Here is a 20,756-nt window from a genome sequence, read left to right as displayed (position 1 = left end):
ATTTAATTTGAAAAAATACTTGCTTTAAGCATCTTGATTCTTACATAAAGAAATCCTTATAAAATTAAAAAAGTCCTGTGAAATATCACAGGACTTTTTAATTTATTTTCTAGGCTTTTCTACTCCTTTCCATTCATCACCGGCTTTTCTATACTGGCTTAAAGTGAAATTTTTGAAATCCTTGGTTTTATATTCAATATTATCGGTATTCTGTTCGAAAGGCATAATGTAGTAATATTCTAAGTCTGTTTTATCAGATTTGTTTCCTTTTTTCACAGAAGGAACATATTTAGAGAATTTATAACTTGGAAGATATTGTTTTAACCTTGTGTAAAATGCTTTATCATCTTTCTCGCTAGGAATGATATCAACAATATTTAAATCATCTTTTTTCTTATCAATCCAAAGGTAATACGTCTTTTCTTCCCCCATGTTTCTATTAAAAGAATTGAACGCAAATAATTCTTTCGGAACCAATTCTTTGATTTTTTCAGGATCAACCTTTGTGTAATACTGTCCTTTTGAAGGGTCAACATACGTTTCGAGGTTATACATTAAAACAGAGTTATTTTCAAACTTCTTGTTTTTAAAATATTGATTTAAAGATAATTCTGCAGTTGCTCTAAGCTCTTTTCCTCTGCTGTCTAATTTTTTTGTAGGATTCTGAGGATTTACATATTTTACAAATTCATATAAAACGATAGGCTTGATGTCCTTAAGGTGAGGATACGTTTTAAGTTGCTCAGCTGTTACCAACCAGTAAAATTGTTGATAGTAATCGTCTTTATCAGCGTCTTTCACAGTTTTATAAGCCAAAGCAAGCTTTTTTGAGTTCAGGTATTTGCCATATTTTCCCTGTCCAAAAGCAAAACTGATGGTTAATAAGGCAAATAAAACAGTAAGGTTTCTTCTCATTTTTTTATAATTGATATTTTCGATTTCCAAATATAATTATTTATTAGATATTATTTTTGATTGTCAGTTAAATTATCCCATATTGTTATTGTTAATTCAAAAAATAATCCCGTATTACTACAGGATTAATAAATTATTGTGGTGGAATTTTGAAACTGAAATTTACACTATCTATTATGCAATTTGAATTTTAAACTCAAAGCTTTGATACACAATTGTCAATTAATATTATTCGATAATTACCTGAATGTATAAATTAAACGCAGTGTTTTCAGAAATATTTTACCTTTATTCAGAATATATATACTTTGCTGAGTGATACGCCCTGAAGATCTTAAAAAATGCAAATTTTAAGAAAATCCCTGCAAATCCAGCGTTAAAATTTATTCATCTAAAATTGATCATTCACTATTTATCTATTAAGGTGAATCTCATATCTTTAATATGATGTCTCATGCACTTTTACAGCTCTTCCGCTCGGATCATTCATTTTTTTGAAAGCTTCATCCCACTCAAGGGCAATAGGAGTGGAACAAGCCACGGATGGAACTGACGGAACTGTTGCTGCTGCAGTTTCACTTGGGAAATGCTCTTCAAAAATAGTTCTGTATCTGTATTCTTCCTTGTTTTGCGGAGTGTTTAGAGGAAATCGGAATCTTGCATTTATCATCATCTCGTCCGTAACTTCTTTTTCTGCAACTTCTTTTAAAGTATCAATCCATGAATAACCTACACCATCTGAAAACTGTTCTTTCTGTCTCCATACAATAGATTCAGGAAGAAGATCTTCAAAGGCTTTTCTTAATACCCATTTCTCAATTTTGCCTTCAGAAACGTTGATCATCTTATCCTGTGGGTTAATAGTCATGGCGATATCCATAAATTCTTTGTCTAGGAAAGGAACTCTTCCTTCTATTCCCCAACTCATTAATGCCTTGTTAGCTCTTAAACAATCATAAAGGTGAAGTTTTCCAAGCTTTCTTACCGTTTCATCATGGAATTCTTTGGCGTTAGGAGCTTTGTGGAAATATAAATATCCTCCAAACAGCTCATCTGAACCTTCTCCGGAAAGAACCATTTTGATTCCCATAGATTTGATTACTCTTGCCAAAAGATACATTGGAGTAGAAGCTCTGATTGTCGTTACATCATATGTTTCCAAATGATAGATTACGTCGCGTACAGCATCCAGTCCTTCCTGAACTGTAAAGTTAACCTCATGGTGAACAGATCCGATGTGCTCCGCTGCTTTTTGTGCTGCAGCCAAGTCAGGTGATCCCACAAGCCCTACAGCAAAACTGTGAAGTCTCGGATACCATGCTTCCTGAGTGTCACCGCTTTCAATTCTCTGTCTGGCAAACTTCGCTGTGATAGCTGAAATAACAGAAGAATCCAGACCTCCGGAAAGTAAAACTCCGTATGGTACATCACTCATCAATTGTCTGTGAACAGCATCTTCAAGCCCTTTTCTTAAAGCAGCAATATCAGTTTGATTTTCTTTTACATGATCAAAACTATCCCATTCTCTTGCATACCATTGTTGAAGTTCGCTACCATCTTTGCTGTAAACAAGGTGCCCTGGTAAAAATGTTTCAATAGTTTTGCATATACCTTCCAGTGCCTTTAATTCAGAGGCAACGTAATAGTTTCCGTTTTTGTCCCAACCTTGATAAAGGGGGCAGATTCCCATATGATCTCTGGCAATAAGGTATACATCATTTTCAGTATCATATAATGAGAATGCGAAAATACCATTCAGTTTTTCAACAAAATCTTTTCCATATTTTTGGTAAAGAGCAAGGATTACCTCACAGTCAGATTGAGTCTGAAACTCATAATCAGGAAATTCTTCTTTTAATTCTCTATGGTTGTAAATTTCACCGTTTACGGCTAATACAATTTTTCCATCTTTGGTAAATAAGGGTTGCTTTCCTGAAGTAGGATCTACAATAGCAAGTCTTTCATGAGAGAAAACTACTTTTTCATCCTGAAAAACCCCGCTCCAATCCGGTCCTCTATGACGGATTTTTTTTGACATTTCCAAAACCTGAGGTCTTAATATATCGGTTTTCTGTTTGGCGTCAAATAGACATACAATTCCACACATATTTTTATTATTTATTTATGGAACAAAAATATAAGTGATGTTTATAAATAACAATTAAAAATTTAAATAAGTTAATAATTTTCATTAATTAGTTTTATTTAAAGAAAATTATTAACTATTTATTAGAATTAGTATGTTTTTGATTGATTTTTTTCGTTAGCCTAAAAAAATGATGATTTCCATACGAAATAAAAATGACATATTTATTAATCTATGGTAATTTATTATATGAATTTTAGCCCTTACTTTGTGGCTCGAAATAATTTTTTTTCATCATTTGTGTTTTTACCTTCTTGCAATTCTCATGCAAGAAGGTTTTGTTTTTATTGGGTTCCTAGTAAAATTCCTGAAACATTCCATGAACTGAAACTTGTTCCTTCTGTTGGTCCTTGTGGAATCTTTATTTGAACGGTATGTTTTCCTGCTTTTAAATCCCCCAGAGGAATAAAGTTTGGATTGGTCACTGTTCCCGGGCACCAGTTTGATCTGCTGAGGTCTGAAGAAGAAAGTCCATCCTGAAAATTTCCCGAAGCTGGGTTGTACAAACGATATGAACCGCAATCTGTTCTCCATGGAATAAAAGAAAATACAGATTTTCCATCTACAAAAATAGAATTAGGCTTAGGAAGAAATTCATCCCCATTTTCCCAACCTCCATGTCCGGTTGTAGTATATCTTAGCTGAGCATTTTTTAAATCTTTGTCCAAAGTAAAGTCTACAAGAAGTCCTTTATCCTGATTGAACATCGTTGAATAATCCTGTCCAGCCATTTCCATAATATTTAAAGTATTGAATAAAGGAATAGATACATTATTTTTATGAACCGTTTGATCGCTTTTGTGGATTGTGATTTCCAGACTTACTTTGTGCCCGCCTTTATCATAATTACCAATGAATGTCCCCACCCAAAGTTCTTTATTTGATAGTGAAGGTTTCAATTCTGTAATATCTTGTCGGAAAGGGCTAATAGTCTGCCAGTTTTTATCTTTAAGCTGGATATGATTGAACTTATGAGTTCCAAAGGCTGTAAAGAATCTCATCATTTCCGTTGCCGGAGCATACTTTTCTGTAGCTGTTATTCCGTAATACTGTTTTCCGTTGCCATTTTCAAACACAGGAAGGGTTTTTGCTCCCTTTTCCAATCCATCAAAAAAAGATTTTTCTTTATCCTGAGGAATGAAAAATACAGTGCCGGTTCTGTCATAAGCGTCACCATTGGATTGTTGTTTTAACTCTACAAAGATATTTTCACCTTCTGCTATAGTTGGAAATTTAATTTTTTTTAGAATAATAGTTCCGTTGGCATATCTTTTTACCTGATCATCAGACTTTGAAGCATCAGAAAAATTAATGATTTCATTATCGAAAACTTTTAACGTAATAAATCTGCTTTTCCATAAAAGATCCTTATAGCTTAAAAGATCTACTGACTGAACGGAACCTTTGATAATATTCTCGATTCCTGTATTTTTAACCTTTTTAATTGAACTCGCTGTGACCAAAGAGTTTTTATTTCTTTCAATTTCTAAAACCAATCCTAAATTCTGTCCTAAAACAGACGGTCCTCCCTGTAATTTCAGATCATTGGTATACCAAACTTCAATAGTGTTGGAATTTACTTTCGTAACCGCTTTTTTACAGGTATAACCCAGGATTTTCTTTGTTTCATTTGTAAGCTCAAAATTTTGTTTTCCTACAGACTCGGAATCTGTGCTGGAAATGATTTCACCAGGTTTTAAAAAAGCATAGGAAAGAACAGTATTCGATGGCTTTTCCACTTTAGTAATTTCAAAAGGGAAGGAGCTTTTTTGTTCTTTAATGGTATTATTGAGTATAAAATTGTCTTTTTCACTGACCCAGGCAATAGTTGCAGGCTGATCAGATACTACTTTTCCGTTATAAGAACTGGTGTATTGAATTTCATAGGTCTGTGCAGAAAACAGACATACAGAGAAAATGAATACTATGCTTAATACAATTCTTTTATACATATCGGATAAGTTTACCATAGAGTTATTTAATTTTATAAACTAACTTTACGGTTCAAAACGGGTTTAATCTATAGAGTTAGTAGGGAATGGATGTAAAATGTTACACTTTATTTTTAAAAATTAACAGTTAAAAACAAAAAAACTACCCCATAGAGTAGTTTTTATATTATATTTTAAGAGAGATTAAGATACTCTTTCAATCAATGCCATGTAGAATCCATCGTATCCTTGACTAGGCATAACTTTCTCATCTTTAATCATTTTGAATCCAGGATTGTTCTTGATAAATTCTTCAACTTGTAAGTTGTTTTCAGATGGAAGAATAGAACATGTTGCATACACCATTTTTCCTCCTTTTTTTACCATTTTTGAATAGTCCTGAAGGATTTGTTGTTGCTCTTTCTTGATTCTGTCAATGAAGTCCTGATCAATTTTCCATTTGCTGTCCGGGTTTCTTTTCAAAACTCCAAGACCTGAACATGGTGCATCGATCAATAATCTGTCTGCTTTTTCATGAAGACGCTTGATTACTTTATTATCAGCAATCATACGAGTTTCAATATTGTGAGCACCGGCTCTTTTTGCACGACGCTTCAACTCGGCAAGCTTCCATTCGAAAATATCTAAAGCAATAATCTGTCCTTTGTTTTTCATCAATGCAGCCAGGTGAAGTGTTTTTCCACCGGCACCGGCACATGCATCTATAACTCTTTGTCCTTCTTTTACATCAAGGAAATACCCGATTTTTTGAGAAGAAGCATCCTGAACTTCAAATAATCCTTCTTTGAAAGCTGTGGTAAGGAAAACATTCTTTTTTTCCTCAAGCTGTACTGCATCCGGATAATTTTTGATAGAGAAGGATACTACTCCTTCGTCTGAAAGATCAGAAATAAGTTCTTTTGTAGTTGTTTTCAGAGAGTTGGTTCTTAAAACTGTAGGAGCCTGCTCGTTTAAAGCAATCATTTCTCTTTCCCAATTTGCTCCAAGCTCTTTTTCAAGAGTTTCTGCTAACCAGTCCGGAATAGAGTGCTCTATTGCTTTTGTAGGAACCGTGTTCTTTTTAAGTTTGGTAAGAATGTCTGCAATCTTGATTCCATCAAATTCTTCAAACTTTTTATAATTAGTCTTGCTCCAAAGAAGGTAAGCAATGATAAGTTTATAGATGTTGTTAGGTTTTACCCCTTCGCCCATATAATATTCAAGGCGTTTTTTCCAACGGATAATATTGTAGAAGATCTCAGAAACAACGGCTCTGTCCTGGCTTCCCCATTTTCTGTTTGCTTTCAAAAGTCTTTCAATAACTTTATCAGCATACTTGTTTTTCTCAAAAAATGTTTCTTGTAAGGCATCGTGAATTCCGATAGCCAGGTTTCTGTGAATAAGTTCCATAAATTTGCTTCGCTGTTTGAATCTGCAAAAATACGAATTAAAGTTGAGAGTTGTGGATTTGAATGGGAGAGTTTGAGAAGAGGAGGGTGTAGAGTTTATGAATACTGGCAAACAAAGAATTTCGTATCTGTTTTGTCTGTGAGTTTTTTTTACATTAATAAATTTCAACACAGAGTTCGCAAGGGCGCTTCGCTCAGGGAAGGGTGACTCATTTACCTTGGCTGAGTGAAGCGCCTTTGCGGACAAATAATATATAATATGAATATCCTCCCTTTCGAACATTAGCGTTTAAAGTTTAATGGTATCGATTGAAGAAGAATTATACATAACATTTAATTTGTGAGGTAAATGATCTGAATAAATTTTACTGAATTTTTAAAGATTTTTTCTGAAAATTTAATTTTTTTATTCGGTAATGGTGGCTTTTCATTCAGAGATGATGGAACTCCTTTTTTTGCTTAAATGAAGAAAAATGACAAACAAAATATACATGGTTTACCAATATCCTTTATTTTCTTTACGTTTAGCTTAATTCATTTTATTTAATTCACTTACTAGTGTAAAAACAAAACCTGCTTATTGTCTACTATACTGATCTTTATCTCTTGACTTTAACCTTTAAAAAAAACTACCTTTGTGAAAAATTAAAATATGAGTGATACAGTACTTTGTCCGAAATGTAGCTCCGAGTTTACATACCCGAGCGATAATATGATGGTATGTTCTCAGTGTTTCTACGAATGGAATCCGGAAGAAGTTGCCGCTGAATCAGCAAACGAGGGTAAGATATTGGACTCTAACGGAAATGAACTTCAGGATGGTGACTCTGTAGTTGTAGTAAAAGATCTTCCTGTAAAAGGAGCTCCAAAACCAGTGAAAGCAGGAACTAAAGTGAAAAATATCCGCTTAAGACCAGGAAGTGATCACAACATTGATTGTAAAATAGATGGTTTCGGAGCAATGGCTTTAAAGTCCGAATTTGTGAAGAAAGCATAAAAAAAGGAAAAAATTGGACAGTGTAATCTTTCAATAGACCTAATTGCAAGATTGCTAATGTCCGTCTAGAAGGCAGAAAGAGAATTAACCAAAAATTTCCTTATGCTGTGGAAATACAAATGTAAGAAAAAGTTTTACAACAATTTCTTATGTTTGTGTTTTTTTTATTTATAAGTATAAGTGAATGTATGAGTTATGTTTTTTTTGTGAAAGCTGAGAAACCTGAAGCAGCTAAGGCTTTGACATCAGAAATTTGAGGAATTCATTTTTGATTTAAACAAACGAAATATTAATTGAGTCGTTTAGTTTTTCATCAGTGAACATTACCAATTCTTTATTTTTTACTCTGATTTTATTCCAATAATAATTTCCTGCAAATCTGCTTTCCAGTACTTCTGCTTCAAGTCCGTTTTCTGAAATTTTTATTTCTTTCGGATAATAAGAGAATTTTGGAAGCTGGAAATCTGCCATTTCTGTCTCGTTGAAAATATTTACTTCTCCAAATAATTTGGCAACATAGGGATTGTATGGATTTCGATAGGTTTCTTCAGGGGTTTCATTCTGAATTAACCTTCCATCCTGAAGAATAACAATCTGATCCAGCCAAGGCATGATATCCTGAAGTTCATGAGTGGAAATAATGAGGGAAACCTGATGTTCTTTTACATACTTAAAAAGTCTTTCCCTAAGTTCTATTTTTCTTGGAAAATCCAGATTACTGAATGGTTCATCTAAAATAAGCAGTTTTGGTAAAACGGAAAGCGCTCTTGCAATGGCTACTCTTTGCTGCTGTCCTCCGCTTAAGTATTTAGGAAGAACATTAGCAAACTCCTGAAGTCCTACTACTTCAAGAAGTTCCATAACGGTTTCTCTTTTCTTTGTTAGATTGATATTTGAAATAAATTTACCTACATTTTCTGCCACAGTAGCATAAGGCATAAGATCAAAATTCTGAGCTACAAACTTCATTTCAGATTCTCCGGGAACAAGATTTCCTTTGGGACCAAGAAGTCTGATTCCATCAAAAATAATGTCTCCACTTTCCCAATCAAGGAGCCCGTACATCAAGCTTAAAAGGGTAGACTTTCCACATCCGCTTTCTCCGGCAAGAGCAATGATTTTATTGGCTTCAAATCTTAAATTAAGGTTCTGAAACAACGGTTTGTCTTTGGTGTGAGAGAAAAATAAATTGTTTATTTCTAGTAGCATATTACAAATGTAAGGTTTTTATGAAAAAATAATTTTTTTTATTATATTAGCGGAAGTAATAAAAATATATCAAAAATGAGAAAAAAACTGTTTTCACTAGCTATTCCTGCTTTATTTATTGCTGCTGTAATGGTTTCTTGTAAAAAAGATAAACCGCTTAGCAGTGAAAGTAATGAGGTGACAACTACCAAAGATGGTAGCCAGTACACTTTGGATACGCTAAACAGTAAGGTTGAATGGAAGGGATACAAAGTATTTAAATCAGAAAATACAAGCCATTTTGGAACAATTAAGTTTGAAAGTGGAGATGTAACGGTGAAGGATGGAAAACTGGAAAGCGGTAAATTCGTTGCTGATATGAACTCTCTTACTTCTGTAGACTTGAAAGACAGTCCTGAGGATATGGGGAAATTAAATGGTCACCTTAAAAGTGGTGATTTCTTTGAAGTAGAGAAATTCCCAACGGCTTCTTATGAAATTACAAAGGTTACTCCTGTTACGGAAGGTGATTATAATACTCTTTTGGATGGTAATTTAACAATTAAAGGAATTACAAAACCAGTTCAGTTTAAAGCTAATGTTTCTGTGAAAGAAGGAGAGGTAAGTGTAGCTACTGAGCCGAAAGACATTAAAAGAGAAGAGTTTGGAGTGAAGTTTCAGGCTCCTGCTGAAAACGGGGTAATTAAAGATGAGGTAACTCTTCAGATCAACGTTAAAGCTTTAGAAAAGAAATAATTTTTTTATTTAAGTGAAATAAGTGATTGAAGTCTGCCTCCAGAAAAAGGGGCAGATTTTTTTATGACGGACTTAATATTCAACTTAAAAGTCGTATTTTTGCAAAACATTTTGAAAGGGTAAAATAATGATAGAAAAGATAGAAGAACTACTGATCGAAGTAAACGGCTTCAATGCTAGCTCTAAGGAAGAGATAGAAAACTTCCGTATCAAGTACAACGGTAAAAAAGGAGTTCTGAATGATTTTTTTGAAAAATTTAAAGAAGTTCCTAACGACCAGAAGAAAGAATTCGGACAGAAGATCAATACTCTGAAGCAGGCTGTGGCTGTGAAATTAGAAGATTTGAAAAATGCTTCTGCATCTTCTATTATCGTAGAAAAAGAAGATCTTACAAGACCTGCTTTTCCATTGGATTTAGGATCAAGACATCCGATTAATCTGGTTAAAAACAGAATTATTGAAATCTTTAAATCAATTGGGTTTGCGGTTGCAGATGGTCCTGAGATTGAAGATGACTGGCATAACTTTACTGCACTGAATCTTCCGGAATATCACCCGGCAAGAGATATGCAGGATACATTCTTTATTGAGCAAAATCCGGATATTCTTTTGAGAACGCATACTTCTTCTGTACAGACTCGTTTTATGGAAGAAAATCAGCCGCCTATCAGAATTTTATCTCCGGGAAGAGTATTTAGAAATGAAGCGATCTCTTCACGTTCTCACTGTATCTTCCACCAGATTGAAGGATTATATATTGATGAGAATGTAAGCTTTGCAGATTTAAAGCAGACGATCCAGTTCTTTACTACTGAACTTTTCGGAAAGTCTAAAATCAGAATGAGACCTTCTTATTTCCCGTTCACTGAGCCAAGTGCTGAGATTGATGTATATTGGGGATTAAACTCTGAAACTGACTACAGAATTACAAAAGGAACAGGTTGGTTAGAAATCATGGGTTGTGGAATGGTAGATCCTGCCGTATTAAAGAATGTAAACATTGATTCTGAGAAATATTCAGGATATGCATTCGGAATGGGGATTGAAAGAATAACAATGCTTCTTTACCAAATGAGTGACATCAGAATGTTTTTTGAAAATGACATCAGAACCTTGGAGCAATTCAAGACTTTATAAAAAAATCAAACCTCCGGAGCTCCGGAGGTTTTTGTTTTTAATTACTGACCTAAGAAACAAAACGCAATTAAAAACTGATCTTATTGAAAAATTTACACGTGTCTGTCTCTTATGTCCATACTTCAGTTCAAATCCGAGGAACCGAGTAAAGTATTGACATTGCAGCCTTCTTGCTGCTTCTATTATAAAGACAATCGGTGCTCTTTATCTATTACATTCAACATAAAAAAATGTCTGTAAAAATTACAGACATTATATTATTGAAAAAACTTCATCGTTTACTTACTAAACTTTAAAGGATATTTTACGTTTTTATAGCTATCAATACTTGCTTTCAGTGAGCCTACAGCAAGCTCAGCTTTCAAAAGCATAGGAATATGATTGGCATCATTGGAAACCCACATGGTAACTCCTTCTTTTTCTTTAAATACTCTTCCGCTTTTTACAGAAGGAATAATCTTCAAGCAATTGATTGTACCAAATTTAGTCTTAAGGTTTTCTGTTCCTGCTACTTTTAATTGGAAAGGGAACATTTCGTCATCTATCCATACATTCATATTAATAATGGTTCCTACTTTTAATTCATCCGGGCTTTTGCTTCGCAGATAATAGAAACATGAAAGCATATCCTGTACACCTTTTACAGATTTTATGACTTTAGAGCCATTTGCAGGCGTTTTTTTGTCTGTTAGTATTAATGTATTATTATCATGATTGAAGGCTGTTTCAAGATGCTGACGATAACTTCCCTCACGTACATTTCGAACATAGAAGCTTGGTAAACCAGTAGCAGTATCAATGAAGCTTTCATATAAATCTTCTACTTTGAAGAATGCTTTTACAGCACCAGTGGTTTCACCTGTGCCTTTTACATATAAATGAGGGGTACCTTTATACGTTGTTTTTTTGGTGGTAAGATTGGCTGTTCCGGCATTTAAGAATCCGTAGTGAATTCTAAGAGTGATTGATTCTCCGTCTGCAACGTTATCAATCTGTGCCGAGCCTAGAAAAAATACAAAGACTGCTAATAGGTTTAAAATTTTCTTCATAATATGTCATTTACAAATACATTGCCAAATTTAAAATCTTAATTGATAGATATTTGACAAATCTCAGGTTTTTATTTAGAATCAATTAAATATGCTTCGCATTAAAATTAGTAAATTTGCAGCTACATGTATAATTAAATTATCTAAATTATGATAACCACTGATATATTGATCATAGGAGCAGGTCCTACAGGACTTTTTGCAGTTTTTGAAGCAGGTCTTTTAAAAATGAAGTGCCACATTATTGATGCGCTTCCACAGCCGGGAGGGCAATTGGCAGAACTTTATCCTAAAAAACCTATTTTCGATATTCCGGGGTATCCTTCAGTGAACGCTGGAGAATTGGTGGATAATTTGATGGAGCAGATTAAGCAGTTCCAGCCTGGATTTACTTTAGGAGAAACCGCTGTTTCTTACACAAAGGTAGATGATGAATGGTTTGAAGTAGTAACGAACAAAGGAACTGTTCACAGATGTAAGGCTATTGCTATTGCAGGAGGATTGGGTACTTTTGAACCTAGAAAACCTACTTTCGAGAATGTAGCTGATTATGAAGAAAAAGGACTTGAGTATTTCGTTAAAGAACCTGAGCACTTCAGAAATAAAAAAGTAGTAATTGCCGGAGGTGGAGATTCTGCCCTTGACTGGAGTATTTTCCTTTCTAATGTAGCAAGTGAAGTGACTTTGATTCACAGAAGAAATGAATTCAGAGGAGCTTTGGATTCTGTAGAAAAAGTTCAGGATCTGAAAAATGCAGGGAAAATTAAATTAATTACTCCTGCTGAAGTTACCGGTATCAGAGGTGATGGAAAAGTAGAGGCAATCACTGTACAGAAGGATGGTGAGGATGCTTTTGAAATTGAAACTGATTATTTTATTCCATTATTCGGATTGACTCCTAAGTTGGGTGAGATCGGAAACTGGGGGTTAAATATTGAAAAGAATGCTATTGTTGTAAACAATGCTCTTGATTATCAGACAAACATTGATGGTATCTACGCAATCGGAGATATCAATACCTATCCAGGGAAATTGAAGTTGATTCTTTGTGGTTTCCACGAGGCTACTTTAATGTGTCAGAGTGTTTATAACAGACTGAATCCTGGTAAAAAATTCGTATTGAAATATACAACTGTAAGTGGAGTAGACGGATTTGATGGAAGCCGTAAAGAAGCAGAGAAGGCTGTTGTGAAAAAAATTGACTAATTTTGCAGAATTATGTCAGATATTAATATTAAAATCACCGACAGAGAAGGGGTAACCCATGATGTCGTAGCTCCTACGGATATGTCCATGAACTTAATGGAAATTATCCGTTCCTATGAATTGGCTGAAGAAGGTACTATTGGTGTATGCGGCGGAATGGCGATGTGTGCATCATGTCAGGTTTATGTAATTAATGATCCTGGATTGGAGCCAATGGGCGATGAAGAAGATGCAATGCTTGCTGAAGCTTTCCATGTGAAAGATAACAGCAGATTAGGATGCCAGCTGCACATGGTTAATGAAATGGAGGGACTTGAAGTGGAAATTGCTCCTTATCCTTAGAAAATATTTTTTAATCTTAATAAGAAACCCGTTCGAGTTTTTCGAACGGGTTTTTGTTTTTATGAATTCTTTACTCTATTTCTTAGCTGGCTGGAATTTCGGGTGTCCTACTTGCCATAATGCAAAAGCAAAAATATCAGAATATTCTTTGAAAACTACATCCAGATCACTTGTGAAATGACCGTTTTCGTAATTGACATACAACAAAACAGGTTTTTCAGATGCTGTGCTATTTTGTAGTGCTGCTGCAAATTTGGCTGGCTCCCAAGGGGTAATTCTGGAATCATTCATTCCGGTACGGACAATGACAGCAGGATATTTTACTCCTTTTTTAACTTTGCTTTGTGCATCCATTTCGATCAGACTTTTAATATCCACAGCATTTTTTATACTTCCTATTTCTGGAATCTGATTATCCCCATTGGCTGAGTTTTGAGAACGAAGAGCATTAGTCATTCCCACTTCAGCGATAGCAACCGCAAATAAATCTGGTCTTTCCGTGATGGCTCTTCCGATAAGAACACCTCCCATGCTTACTCCGTTACCAATTAATTTTGAAGGAGAAGTGTATTTTTGGTCAACGAGATATTCTGAGCAGGCAATGAAATCTTTCCATGTATTGGGTTTTTTAGCTTTCATTCCGTCTTTATGCCAGTTTTCACCTTTTTCTCCACCTCCTCTCACATGAGCAATAGCAACAACTACGCCTTGCTCAAGCAGTACAGACAGCCTGTTGGAAAAACGTGGAGTAGAAGAGATTCCGTAGCCGCCATATCCGGTGATGTAAGCAGGAGTACTGCCATCCATTTTCATGTTTTTAGGATAGATAATAGAAAGAGGAACCATAGCACCGTCGTGACTTTTAACTTCCACTTCTTTTACCTCATAGGATGCATAATAATCTGGGTAATTGCTATCCCCATTGAAATATTTACTTTTAACAACTTTCCCATCCTGAGGGGTATATTCGTAGAATGTATTTGGGGTAAGCCAGTTGCTGTTATTGCACTGTAGATGATCGTTTTCACGGGAGTTAAGGGAGGCGGAACTATTTACTCCGTCAGGTAAAGGAACCTTTTTTATAGCTAATGTTTTAAGGTCAATCTGATATTTCTCCTGAGTAATACCATTGTTTAAAGCATAGAATAAATAATTTTTAGAATTGTGTATTGATCTGATTACAGCATTACCTTCCGGAACGATGATTTTAGCATTATCAAAGTCAGGGTTTGACAGGCTTGTAACTCCTATTTTGTAATTTGGAGCATTTTTATGACTAAGGAAAAATAGCTGATCTCCTTTAATAAAGGTTTGAGTAATATCGTCTGAAGTTTTTACAAACTGTTTCCACGTAATTTTTTTATCCTTTAGAGCTGAATAAGGAGCATAAAATAGAGGACTTTCCGATTTGGTAGAACCTATATCCAATAAGATGTATTGATAATCTTCAGAAAACTCAACCATTGGAAACTGTTCCGTTAGCATATTGATTTCAGGATTTGCCTCTCTTGATGCCAGTACAATATCCTGGTCAGAATGGGTTCCTATCTTGTGCAGCATTGCTTTCATTTCTTTAAGGAGCATATTGCTGTTGGGATCTCCGGTACTCATCTTAGTGTAAATAATAGATTGATCATCCGGGGTAAATTCAAAGTTGAACTCACTCCAAATAGGAGTAAGAGTATCGTCAAGTATTTTCTTTGTCTGTAAGTTTAAAATCTTAAGCTCACAAATTTCGCCACCGGATTGGGAAAATAGTAATGCTACTTTATTGCCTTTGGAATCTATTGAAAAATTAGTGATCTGAGCATTCTTCTTATAGGTTTCGGGATCAAATATCAATGTTTCTTTTCCTGTAGAAATGTCCCTTGTGTATAGTTTGGAAAGTTTCTCGTTCTTTTTTGTTTTAATATAGAAATACAAGTTTCCTCTTTGTTTTGCATAGCTGTAGGAGTCACCGCCCATTTCCTGAACCTGCTTCATACGATTATAAAGAGTTTCGCGATTAGGGATTTTATCAATAATAATATGGCTGTAGTCTGATTCTGCTTTAAACCATGTTTGTACTTCAGGACTTTTCAGGTCTTCCAGCCATTGATAATTGTCGGCAATCTTTGTTCCAAAATAATCATTCGTTACAGGTATTTCCGGAGTTTTTGGATAATTATATTGAGCATAGCTGATCTGACTCAAAAATAGGCAGCTTGTTAGAAATATATTTTTCATAGTATTATTTCTTTTAATAGTGATAAAGTTTTACTTACAAAAGTACTAAACTATGTATAACAAATGGTGATATATATGAAAAGAAGGAATATTCTGAAAATATTCCTTCTTTTTATGATTAAATTTCTTCTTTAGAAATCCATTTTCCAACCGTAGGAGCCTGATAATTCCTCATTTTCTCAAGCAGATCATCAATATTGTCACTGATGAGAAGCATATCACGATTTACAGACTTTAAAAATCCTTTATCAACCATATTCTGAACAAGACTGATCAGATCATTGTAAAATCCATCAATATTTAAAATACCGATGGGCTTTTTATGAAGTCCGAGTTGTGCCCAGGTAATCATTTCAAAGAATTCTTCTAAAGTTCCGTATCCACCAGGAAGAACAATCACACCATCACAAAGATCATTCATTTTGGTTTTTCTTTCGTGCATGGTTTCTACCAAAATCAGTTCAGTAAGATTTTTATGAGCAATTTCTTTTGACTGTAAAAAATGGGGGAGAACTCCGGTCACTTTACCATTTTCACTTAAGGTACCATCTGCAATGGTTCCCATTAAACCTGTTTGTGAACCACCGTAAATTAATTGTATACTTTGTTTGGCTAGAGTTTTACCAAGTAGGAAAGCCTGTTCTTCATAAATTTTATCTGTGCCAAAACTTGAGCCGCAGAATACAGTTATACTTTTCATATTTAAATGTTTTTGGAATCATTAAGATATTTAAGTGATTAAAAAAGATAAGAAAATATTTATAATTATCTTAATTGTTACGCTTATTTAATCTATCTATAGAATCTTAATCTTCATAAAAATTAAAAATATCCAAAATCATAAGACTTTGGATATTCAATATCATTATTTTAATGTTCTATTTCTGAGGAATATTCGCTAAAATATCTTTTAGGAAGCTCCAGAATTTCTGTGTAGATGGGATGTTTGCTTTTTCATCAGGTGAGTGTGCTCCTCTGATGGTAGGTCCAAAACTTACCATTTCCATTTCAGGATAATTAGCTCCAATGATACCACATTCTAAACCTGCGTGACAAGCTACTACATGAGGCTTTTCATTGAACTTTTCAGTATAGATTTTTTCCATGATCTGTACAATTTCAGAACCTGGCTTTGGTTTCCATCCTGGGTATGAACCGCTGAATACTATATTCATTCCTGCTAATTCTGCTACAGACTTCAGTTGCTCTGCTGTAGAATATTTAGAAGAATCTACGGATGATCTTGTAAGGTTTAAGATTTTAAGTTCACCTCCTTTTAATTCTACTCTTGCAACATTATTAGATGCTTCAACAAGGTTTGCTACATCAGGGCTCATTCTGTATACTCCGTTGTGAAGAGCTTTTAAAGTAAGAATTACTTTTTTAGAATCTGCTTCTGAAATAGCTTTGTCAGAAGACGTAGAGTTTTCAATATTGATCTGAAGACCTGGTTCTACAGAAGCAAACTCTTCAAGAATCTCTTTTTTAAGATTTGTCGCTTCTGCGATGAATTCGTGAGCATTTCTTACCGCAATAATTGCAACACCTTCTCTTGGAATAGCGTTTCTTAATCCACCACCATCAATTGAAATTACTTCAAGGTTCTGCTTAGCCAATCCAGTGTAAAGAAGTCTTCCTAAGATAATGTTTGCGTTTCCGAAACCTTTATGGATATCCATTCCTGAGTGTCCACCTTGTAAACCTTTTACTTCAATTCTTACAACCTGTCCTTTCGGAGCTTCTACAGCATAGTTTTGGGTGATGGTAACGTCTACACCTCCGGCACAGCCTATGTCAATTTCATCATCTTCTTCTGTATCTAGGTTTAATAAAATTTCTCCTGTAAGCTGTCCTGGTTTTAAACCAATAGCTCCCGTCATTCCTGTTTCTTCATCAATAGTGAGTAAGGCTTCCAGAGCAGGATGAGGAATATCTGAACTTTCAAGGATAGACATGATAGTCGCAACTCCTAAACCGTTATCAGCTCCTAAAGTTGTTCCTTTTGCCTTTACCCAGTCACCATCAATCTCCATTTTAATCCCTTCTGTCTCAAAATCGAAATTAACATCGTTGTTCTTCTGGCAAACCATATCCAGGTGTGATTGAAGAACGATGGATTTTTTGTTTTCCATTCCTGCAGTTGCAGGCTTTTTGATAATTACGTTTCCTACCTCATCTACAGTAGTTTCAAGTCCCAAATCTTCACCAAATCCTTTGATGAAAGCAATTACTTTTTCCTCTTTTTTAGATGGTCTTGGAACAGCATTTAATTTGGAGAAGTTTTTCCAGATTATCTGCGGTTCTATATTAGATAATGCCATTGAAATTTATTTTTCTCAAATTTACGAAATAAAAAATGCTTCCGTGGGATACAGAAGCATTTTTTATTGATCGCTAAAAAGTGAAAAGGCAAATTAGCTTATCCTTTTTATTAACATCCACATTCTCCGTAGATAGGTGTTGAAATAACAGAGCCGTCCGGTTTTTCAATGGTAAGTGTACCTTCAAATAACAAAGCTTCTTCACCTTTTATTTTTTTACCCTTTACAGAGATTTTATAATCATTACTTTCTATTTCCTTAGTCAGTTCGTCTTCAACTTCCATATCACTTGAGGAAATAAGATTCATTGCCAGTCTTTTACCGTCCAGTTTCATATAGGCGGTTTTTCCGGCATCATCTGCGTAGATATATTTTTCCGCTTCAAAATCAGCTTTATTTCTGGCGAAATAACATGAACATTCCTTGATTTCTTCAGGGAATGAAATGGTTTCAATCTGAATTTTTCCAGAAGGAATGCTTGCTGTAGCAGAATCTTTTACTACGCTTAAAGAATCGGAAGATGGTTCTGAAACTGTTTCTTTGTCCTTTTTACAGGCAACCAATAGAAATGCGGAAAAGAAAATGATTAGGTATTTCATTTGTTTGTGGTTTTATTATTTTTTTAGCCTCTTGCTCTCTCAAGAAGGGTCATCATTAATAGTGAAAGAATTACTAAACTTTCTTCCTCATCATCAATGTCAATCAATCTATCCAATTGGAATCTTCTTCCAAAGAATGAAGGCATTTTTTTCAGTTTAAAGTAAGCTTTACCATCAATACCGGTAACCGTATAAGATGGATTAAGGAAATATCCTGTAAACATTCCAATAATAGGAAGTTCACCTACAAAGCTATCCCAAAATCTTACCCATGCATTATCTTCCTGTACTTTGAATTTAGGCTGGTCATTAGCATCTAGAATATCATAGCTTGATTTCCAAAGAGAACGCATCCCTTTTCTTGCTAATCTACCATAATTTTTATTGTCAACAATGTCATTTAAAGAATAAGAAGCATTGAAATCAATCCATTTATTAGCTCTGATTCTGAAAAGTTCTTTAGATTTGGTTTCATCATTGAAAACAATCACATCCTCTTTTAATTTGAACATTTTCTGACGTACGTATGCTACGTAGCTTCCATTTTTGTCAGTAATGTTAAAATCACTAGCTAATGTAGAGATTTTGAATTTGAAATCCAGAGGATAATTTAAATTTTTAAGTACCATGTTAGTTTATTTTTCTCATATTTAAGCCGCAAATATAGCTGTTTTTTTAGAGTTATAATAAATAAGGATAGGAGTGATATTTAAAATATCAAAATGAGACATTGGGTTGGCGAAAATTACAAGTAAGAAATTGGAGAAAGCTAGATAATAGATGAAGGATAATTGACATTGGGTGTAGTAATAACAATTGTAGTTTTTTAATTCTAAATGTGAATATTGAATTGATAAGACTGTAATAACATTAAACTTTGAACTTTAAATATCCAAATTGACTGGCAAAGCGAATTGACAATTGATCATTCACTTTCCTGCATTTTAAAGCTTAAAAACTCCACTTGGTAATAGATCATTTTCCTCAAATAATCCTTATTTTTGTGGCTATGGATTACCCAAGTAAAGTTTTGGCAAAGGCAGTGGATGAGATTTCAGGATTACCTGGAATCGGAAGGAAAACAGCTTTGAGATTGGCATTGCATTTATTGAAACAACCTAGTTCCAGAGCGGTAAGTCTTGGGAACTCTCTGATCAACCTTGTTAATGAAATAAAATACTGTAAAGAGTGTCATAATTTTTCTGATTTTGACGTCTGTGAGATTTGCAGCAATGAAAAGAGAAACGGGGAACTGATTTGTATTGTAGAAGATGTTCGGGACGTTATTGCTATTGAAAACACAGGGAAATATACAGGGAAGTATTTGATTTTAGGCGGAAAAATTTCTCCAATGGAAGGAGTGGGACCAAGCCAGTTGAATATCCCAAGTATTGAAAGGAAACTGACTGATGGCAAAGTGAAAGAATTTATTTTTGCTTTGAGTGCCACTATGGAAGGAGATACAACGGCTTATTATATTTATAAGAAGTTTAAGAATTTTAATGTGAATTTTTCAAGCATTGCAAGGGGGATCTCTGTAGGTGATGAACTGGAATATGCTGATGAAGTTTCACTCGGAAGATCCATCATTAATAGATTACCATACAACGAAAAGGATTAATATGAAGCTGTCTGTTATTATTGTTAATTATAATGTTACCCAATTACTCAGAAACTGTCTTTTATCTCTTCAGAAATATATAAAAGATGTGGATTATGAAGTGATAGTCATTGACAATGCTTCTACAGACACTTCCTGGAAAGATCTTATTCTTGAATTTTCAACTGTACATTTTATTTCCTCGGACATTAACGGAGGGTTTTCAAAGGCAAACAATAAAGCTATACAAACAGCTAATGGAGAATATATATTGCTTCTAAATCCTGATACAGAATTGGAAGGTTTTTATATGAAAGAACTCCTTGATTTTTCTGACTCTAAAAAGGATTTTGGATGTCTTGGAGTGAGAATGCATGACGCAGAAGGGAATTTTCTCCCGGAAAGCAAGCGTTCAGTACCGGATATGTTCAATTCCTTTGAAAAATTATTTACTAACTTAAAAAAGAATAATTCCAAGTCATATTACAGAAATGATATAGGGGAAGATGCTATTGCTGAGATAGAAGTTATGACAGGAGCTTTTTTATTGGTTAAAAAGAAAGTTTATGAAGAAATTGGAGGGTTAGATGAATCTTATTTTATGTATGGTGAAGACATTGATCTTTGCTATACTTTATTAAGAAAAGGATACAAAAATTATTATTATGGAAAAGCTTCCCTTCTTCACCATAAAGGAGAAAGTACGGTGAAAGATGAAGTTTACCTGAATCGATTTTATGGTGCTATGCAGATCTTTATTGATAAATATTATAAAGAGTCGAAACCAATGCAGTATTCTTTCTTAAAGGCTGGATTAAAGCTGCGTCACCAGATAGAAAAGATCAGGCTGAAGTAGAAAAGTCAGAGAAATTGTTGAAAAATAATAAAATAAAAAAGCAACTCAATTTGAGTTGCTTTTGTTATATGTAGAAA

The 20,756-nt window shown here is 34.3% G+C and carries 18 protein-coding genes; 7 read left to right on the top strand and 11 right to left on the bottom strand.

Annotated elements, in window-relative coordinates; translation table 11 throughout:
* Positions 1 to 102: 102 nt before the first annotated feature.
* From BW983_RS20185 to BW983_RS20170, 4 genes are all read right to left on the bottom strand, one after another.
* A complete protein-coding gene (locus BW983_RS20185; protein WP_084184609.1) occupies positions 103 to 915 on the bottom strand; it encodes a hypothetical protein in 813 nt (270 codons plus the stop codon).
* A gap of 439 nt (positions 916 to 1,354) precedes the next feature.
* Entirely contained in the window at positions 1,355 to 3,022 is a 1,668-nt protein-coding gene (gene asnB / locus BW983_RS20180; RefSeq protein ID WP_076553604.1) for an asparagine synthase B, read from the bottom strand.
* A 323-nt stretch (positions 3,023 to 3,345) separates the two neighbouring features.
* Positions 3,346 to 5,013, bottom strand: coding sequence for a GLPGLI family protein (locus BW983_RS20175; protein ID WP_076553651.1), 1,668 nt, complete (start codon positions 5,011 to 5,013; stop codon positions 3,346 to 3,348).
* Between the two features lie 183 nt (positions 5,014 to 5,196).
* The gene (locus BW983_RS20170) at positions 5,197 to 6,402 is read right to left on the bottom strand and encodes an RsmB/NOP family class I SAM-dependent RNA methyltransferase (protein WP_065396759.1); all 1,206 of its coding nucleotides are present in this window, start codon (positions 6,400 to 6,402) and stop codon (positions 5,197 to 5,199) included.
* A 651-nt stretch (positions 6,403 to 7,053) separates the two neighbouring features.
* On the opposite strand from BW983_RS20170, the gene BW983_RS20165 reads away from it, so the two are divergent.
* The gene (locus BW983_RS20165) at positions 7,054 to 7,398 is read left to right on the top strand and encodes a zinc ribbon domain-containing protein YjdM (RefSeq protein WP_065396760.1); all 345 of its coding nucleotides are present in this window, start codon (positions 7,054 to 7,056) and stop codon (positions 7,396 to 7,398) included.
* A gap of 273 nt (positions 7,399 to 7,671) precedes the next feature.
* Here BW983_RS20165 and BW983_RS20160 read toward each other — a convergent pair whose 3' ends face one another.
* On the bottom strand, positions 7,672 to 8,607 hold the full coding sequence (locus tag BW983_RS20160; protein WP_076553603.1) for a sulfate/molybdate ABC transporter ATP-binding protein: 936 nt from the start codon (positions 8,605 to 8,607) through the stop codon (positions 7,672 to 7,674).
* A gap of 75 nt (positions 8,608 to 8,682) precedes the next feature.
* On the opposite strand from BW983_RS20160, the gene BW983_RS20155 reads away from it, so the two are divergent.
* Together BW983_RS20155 and pheS are read left to right on the top strand one after the other, a co-directional pair.
* Positions 8,683 to 9,342, top strand: a complete 660-nt coding sequence (locus BW983_RS20155) for a YceI family protein (protein ID WP_076553602.1) — start codon at positions 8,683 to 8,685, stop codon at positions 9,340 to 9,342.
* A 127-nt stretch (positions 9,343 to 9,469) separates the two neighbouring features.
* Complete coding sequence (gene pheS, locus BW983_RS20150; protein WP_076553601.1) at positions 9,470 to 10,480, top strand: phenylalanine--tRNA ligase subunit alpha; 1,011 nt, start codon at positions 9,470 to 9,472, stop codon at positions 10,478 to 10,480.
* A 278-nt stretch (positions 10,481 to 10,758) separates the two neighbouring features.
* On the opposite strand, the gene BW983_RS20145 is transcribed toward pheS, so the two are convergent.
* Complete coding sequence (locus BW983_RS20145) at positions 10,759 to 11,529, bottom strand: DUF3108 domain-containing protein (RefSeq protein ID WP_065396764.1); 771 nt, start codon at positions 11,527 to 11,529, stop codon at positions 10,759 to 10,761.
* Positions 11,530 to 11,679: 150 nt separating this feature from the next.
* Between BW983_RS20145 and BW983_RS20140 the strand changes: the two genes are divergently transcribed.
* Together BW983_RS20140 and BW983_RS20135 are read left to right on the top strand one after the other, a co-directional pair.
* Positions 11,680 to 12,735, top strand: coding sequence for an NAD(P)/FAD-dependent oxidoreductase (locus BW983_RS20140; protein WP_076553600.1), 1,056 nt, complete (start codon positions 11,680 to 11,682; stop codon positions 12,733 to 12,735).
* Positions 12,736 to 12,747: 12 nt separating this feature from the next.
* Entirely contained in the window at positions 12,748 to 13,077 is a 330-nt protein-coding gene (locus tag BW983_RS20135) for a 2Fe-2S iron-sulfur cluster-binding family protein (protein ID WP_065396766.1), read from the top strand.
* A 75-nt stretch (positions 13,078 to 13,152) separates the two neighbouring features.
* On the opposite strand, the gene BW983_RS20130 is transcribed toward BW983_RS20135, so the two are convergent.
* The 5 genes from BW983_RS20130 to BW983_RS20110 all read right to left on the bottom strand — a co-directional run bounded on the left by BW983_RS20130 (position 13,153) and on the right by BW983_RS20110 (position 18,852).
* Positions 13,153 to 15,303 carry a prolyl oligopeptidase family serine peptidase gene (locus BW983_RS20130; RefSeq protein ID WP_076553599.1) on the bottom strand — a complete coding sequence of 717 codons (2,151 nt, stop codon included), beginning with the start codon at positions 15,301 to 15,303 and terminating at the stop codon, positions 13,153 to 13,155.
* A 118-nt stretch (positions 15,304 to 15,421) separates the two neighbouring features.
* Positions 15,422 to 16,003 (bottom strand): LOG family protein, encoded by a 582-nt coding sequence (locus BW983_RS20125; RefSeq protein ID WP_076553598.1) that lies wholly within the window; start codon positions 16,001 to 16,003, stop codon positions 15,422 to 15,424.
* A 178-nt stretch (positions 16,004 to 16,181) separates the two neighbouring features.
* Positions 16,182 to 17,624, bottom strand: a complete 1,443-nt coding sequence (locus tag BW983_RS20120) for an aminoacyl-histidine dipeptidase (protein ID WP_076553597.1) — start codon at positions 17,622 to 17,624, stop codon at positions 16,182 to 16,184.
* Positions 17,625 to 17,734: 110 nt separating this feature from the next.
* Entirely contained in the window at positions 17,735 to 18,223 is a 489-nt protein-coding gene (locus BW983_RS20115) for a hypothetical protein (protein WP_076553596.1), read from the bottom strand.
* A 23-nt stretch (positions 18,224 to 18,246) separates the two neighbouring features.
* Entirely contained in the window at positions 18,247 to 18,852 is a 606-nt protein-coding gene (locus BW983_RS20110) for an LURP-one-related/scramblase family protein (protein WP_065396771.1), read from the bottom strand.
* 380 nt (positions 18,853 to 19,232) lie between these two features.
* Between BW983_RS20110 and recR the strand changes: the two genes are divergently transcribed.
* A complete protein-coding gene (gene recR / locus BW983_RS20105; RefSeq protein WP_076553595.1) occupies positions 19,233 to 19,844 on the top strand; it encodes a recombination mediator RecR in 612 nt (203 codons plus the stop codon).
* The gene (locus BW983_RS20100; protein WP_139329328.1) at positions 19,840 to 20,679 is read left to right on the top strand and encodes a glycosyltransferase family 2 protein; all 840 of its coding nucleotides are present in this window, start codon (positions 19,840 to 19,842) and stop codon (positions 20,677 to 20,679) included. Before recR ends, BW983_RS20100 begins: the two co-directional genes overlap by 5 nt.
* The last annotated feature ends 77 nt before the right edge of the window (positions 20,680 to 20,756 follow it).

Source organism: Chryseobacterium ureilyticum (genome assembly GCF_900156735.1).
GTDB classification, from domain to species: domain Bacteria; phylum Bacteroidota; class Bacteroidia; order Flavobacteriales; family Weeksellaceae; genus Chryseobacterium; species Chryseobacterium ureilyticum.
The sequence above is the reverse complement of the archived record's forward strand: the minus strand, read 5'-3'. Positions and strand labels throughout refer to the sequence as shown.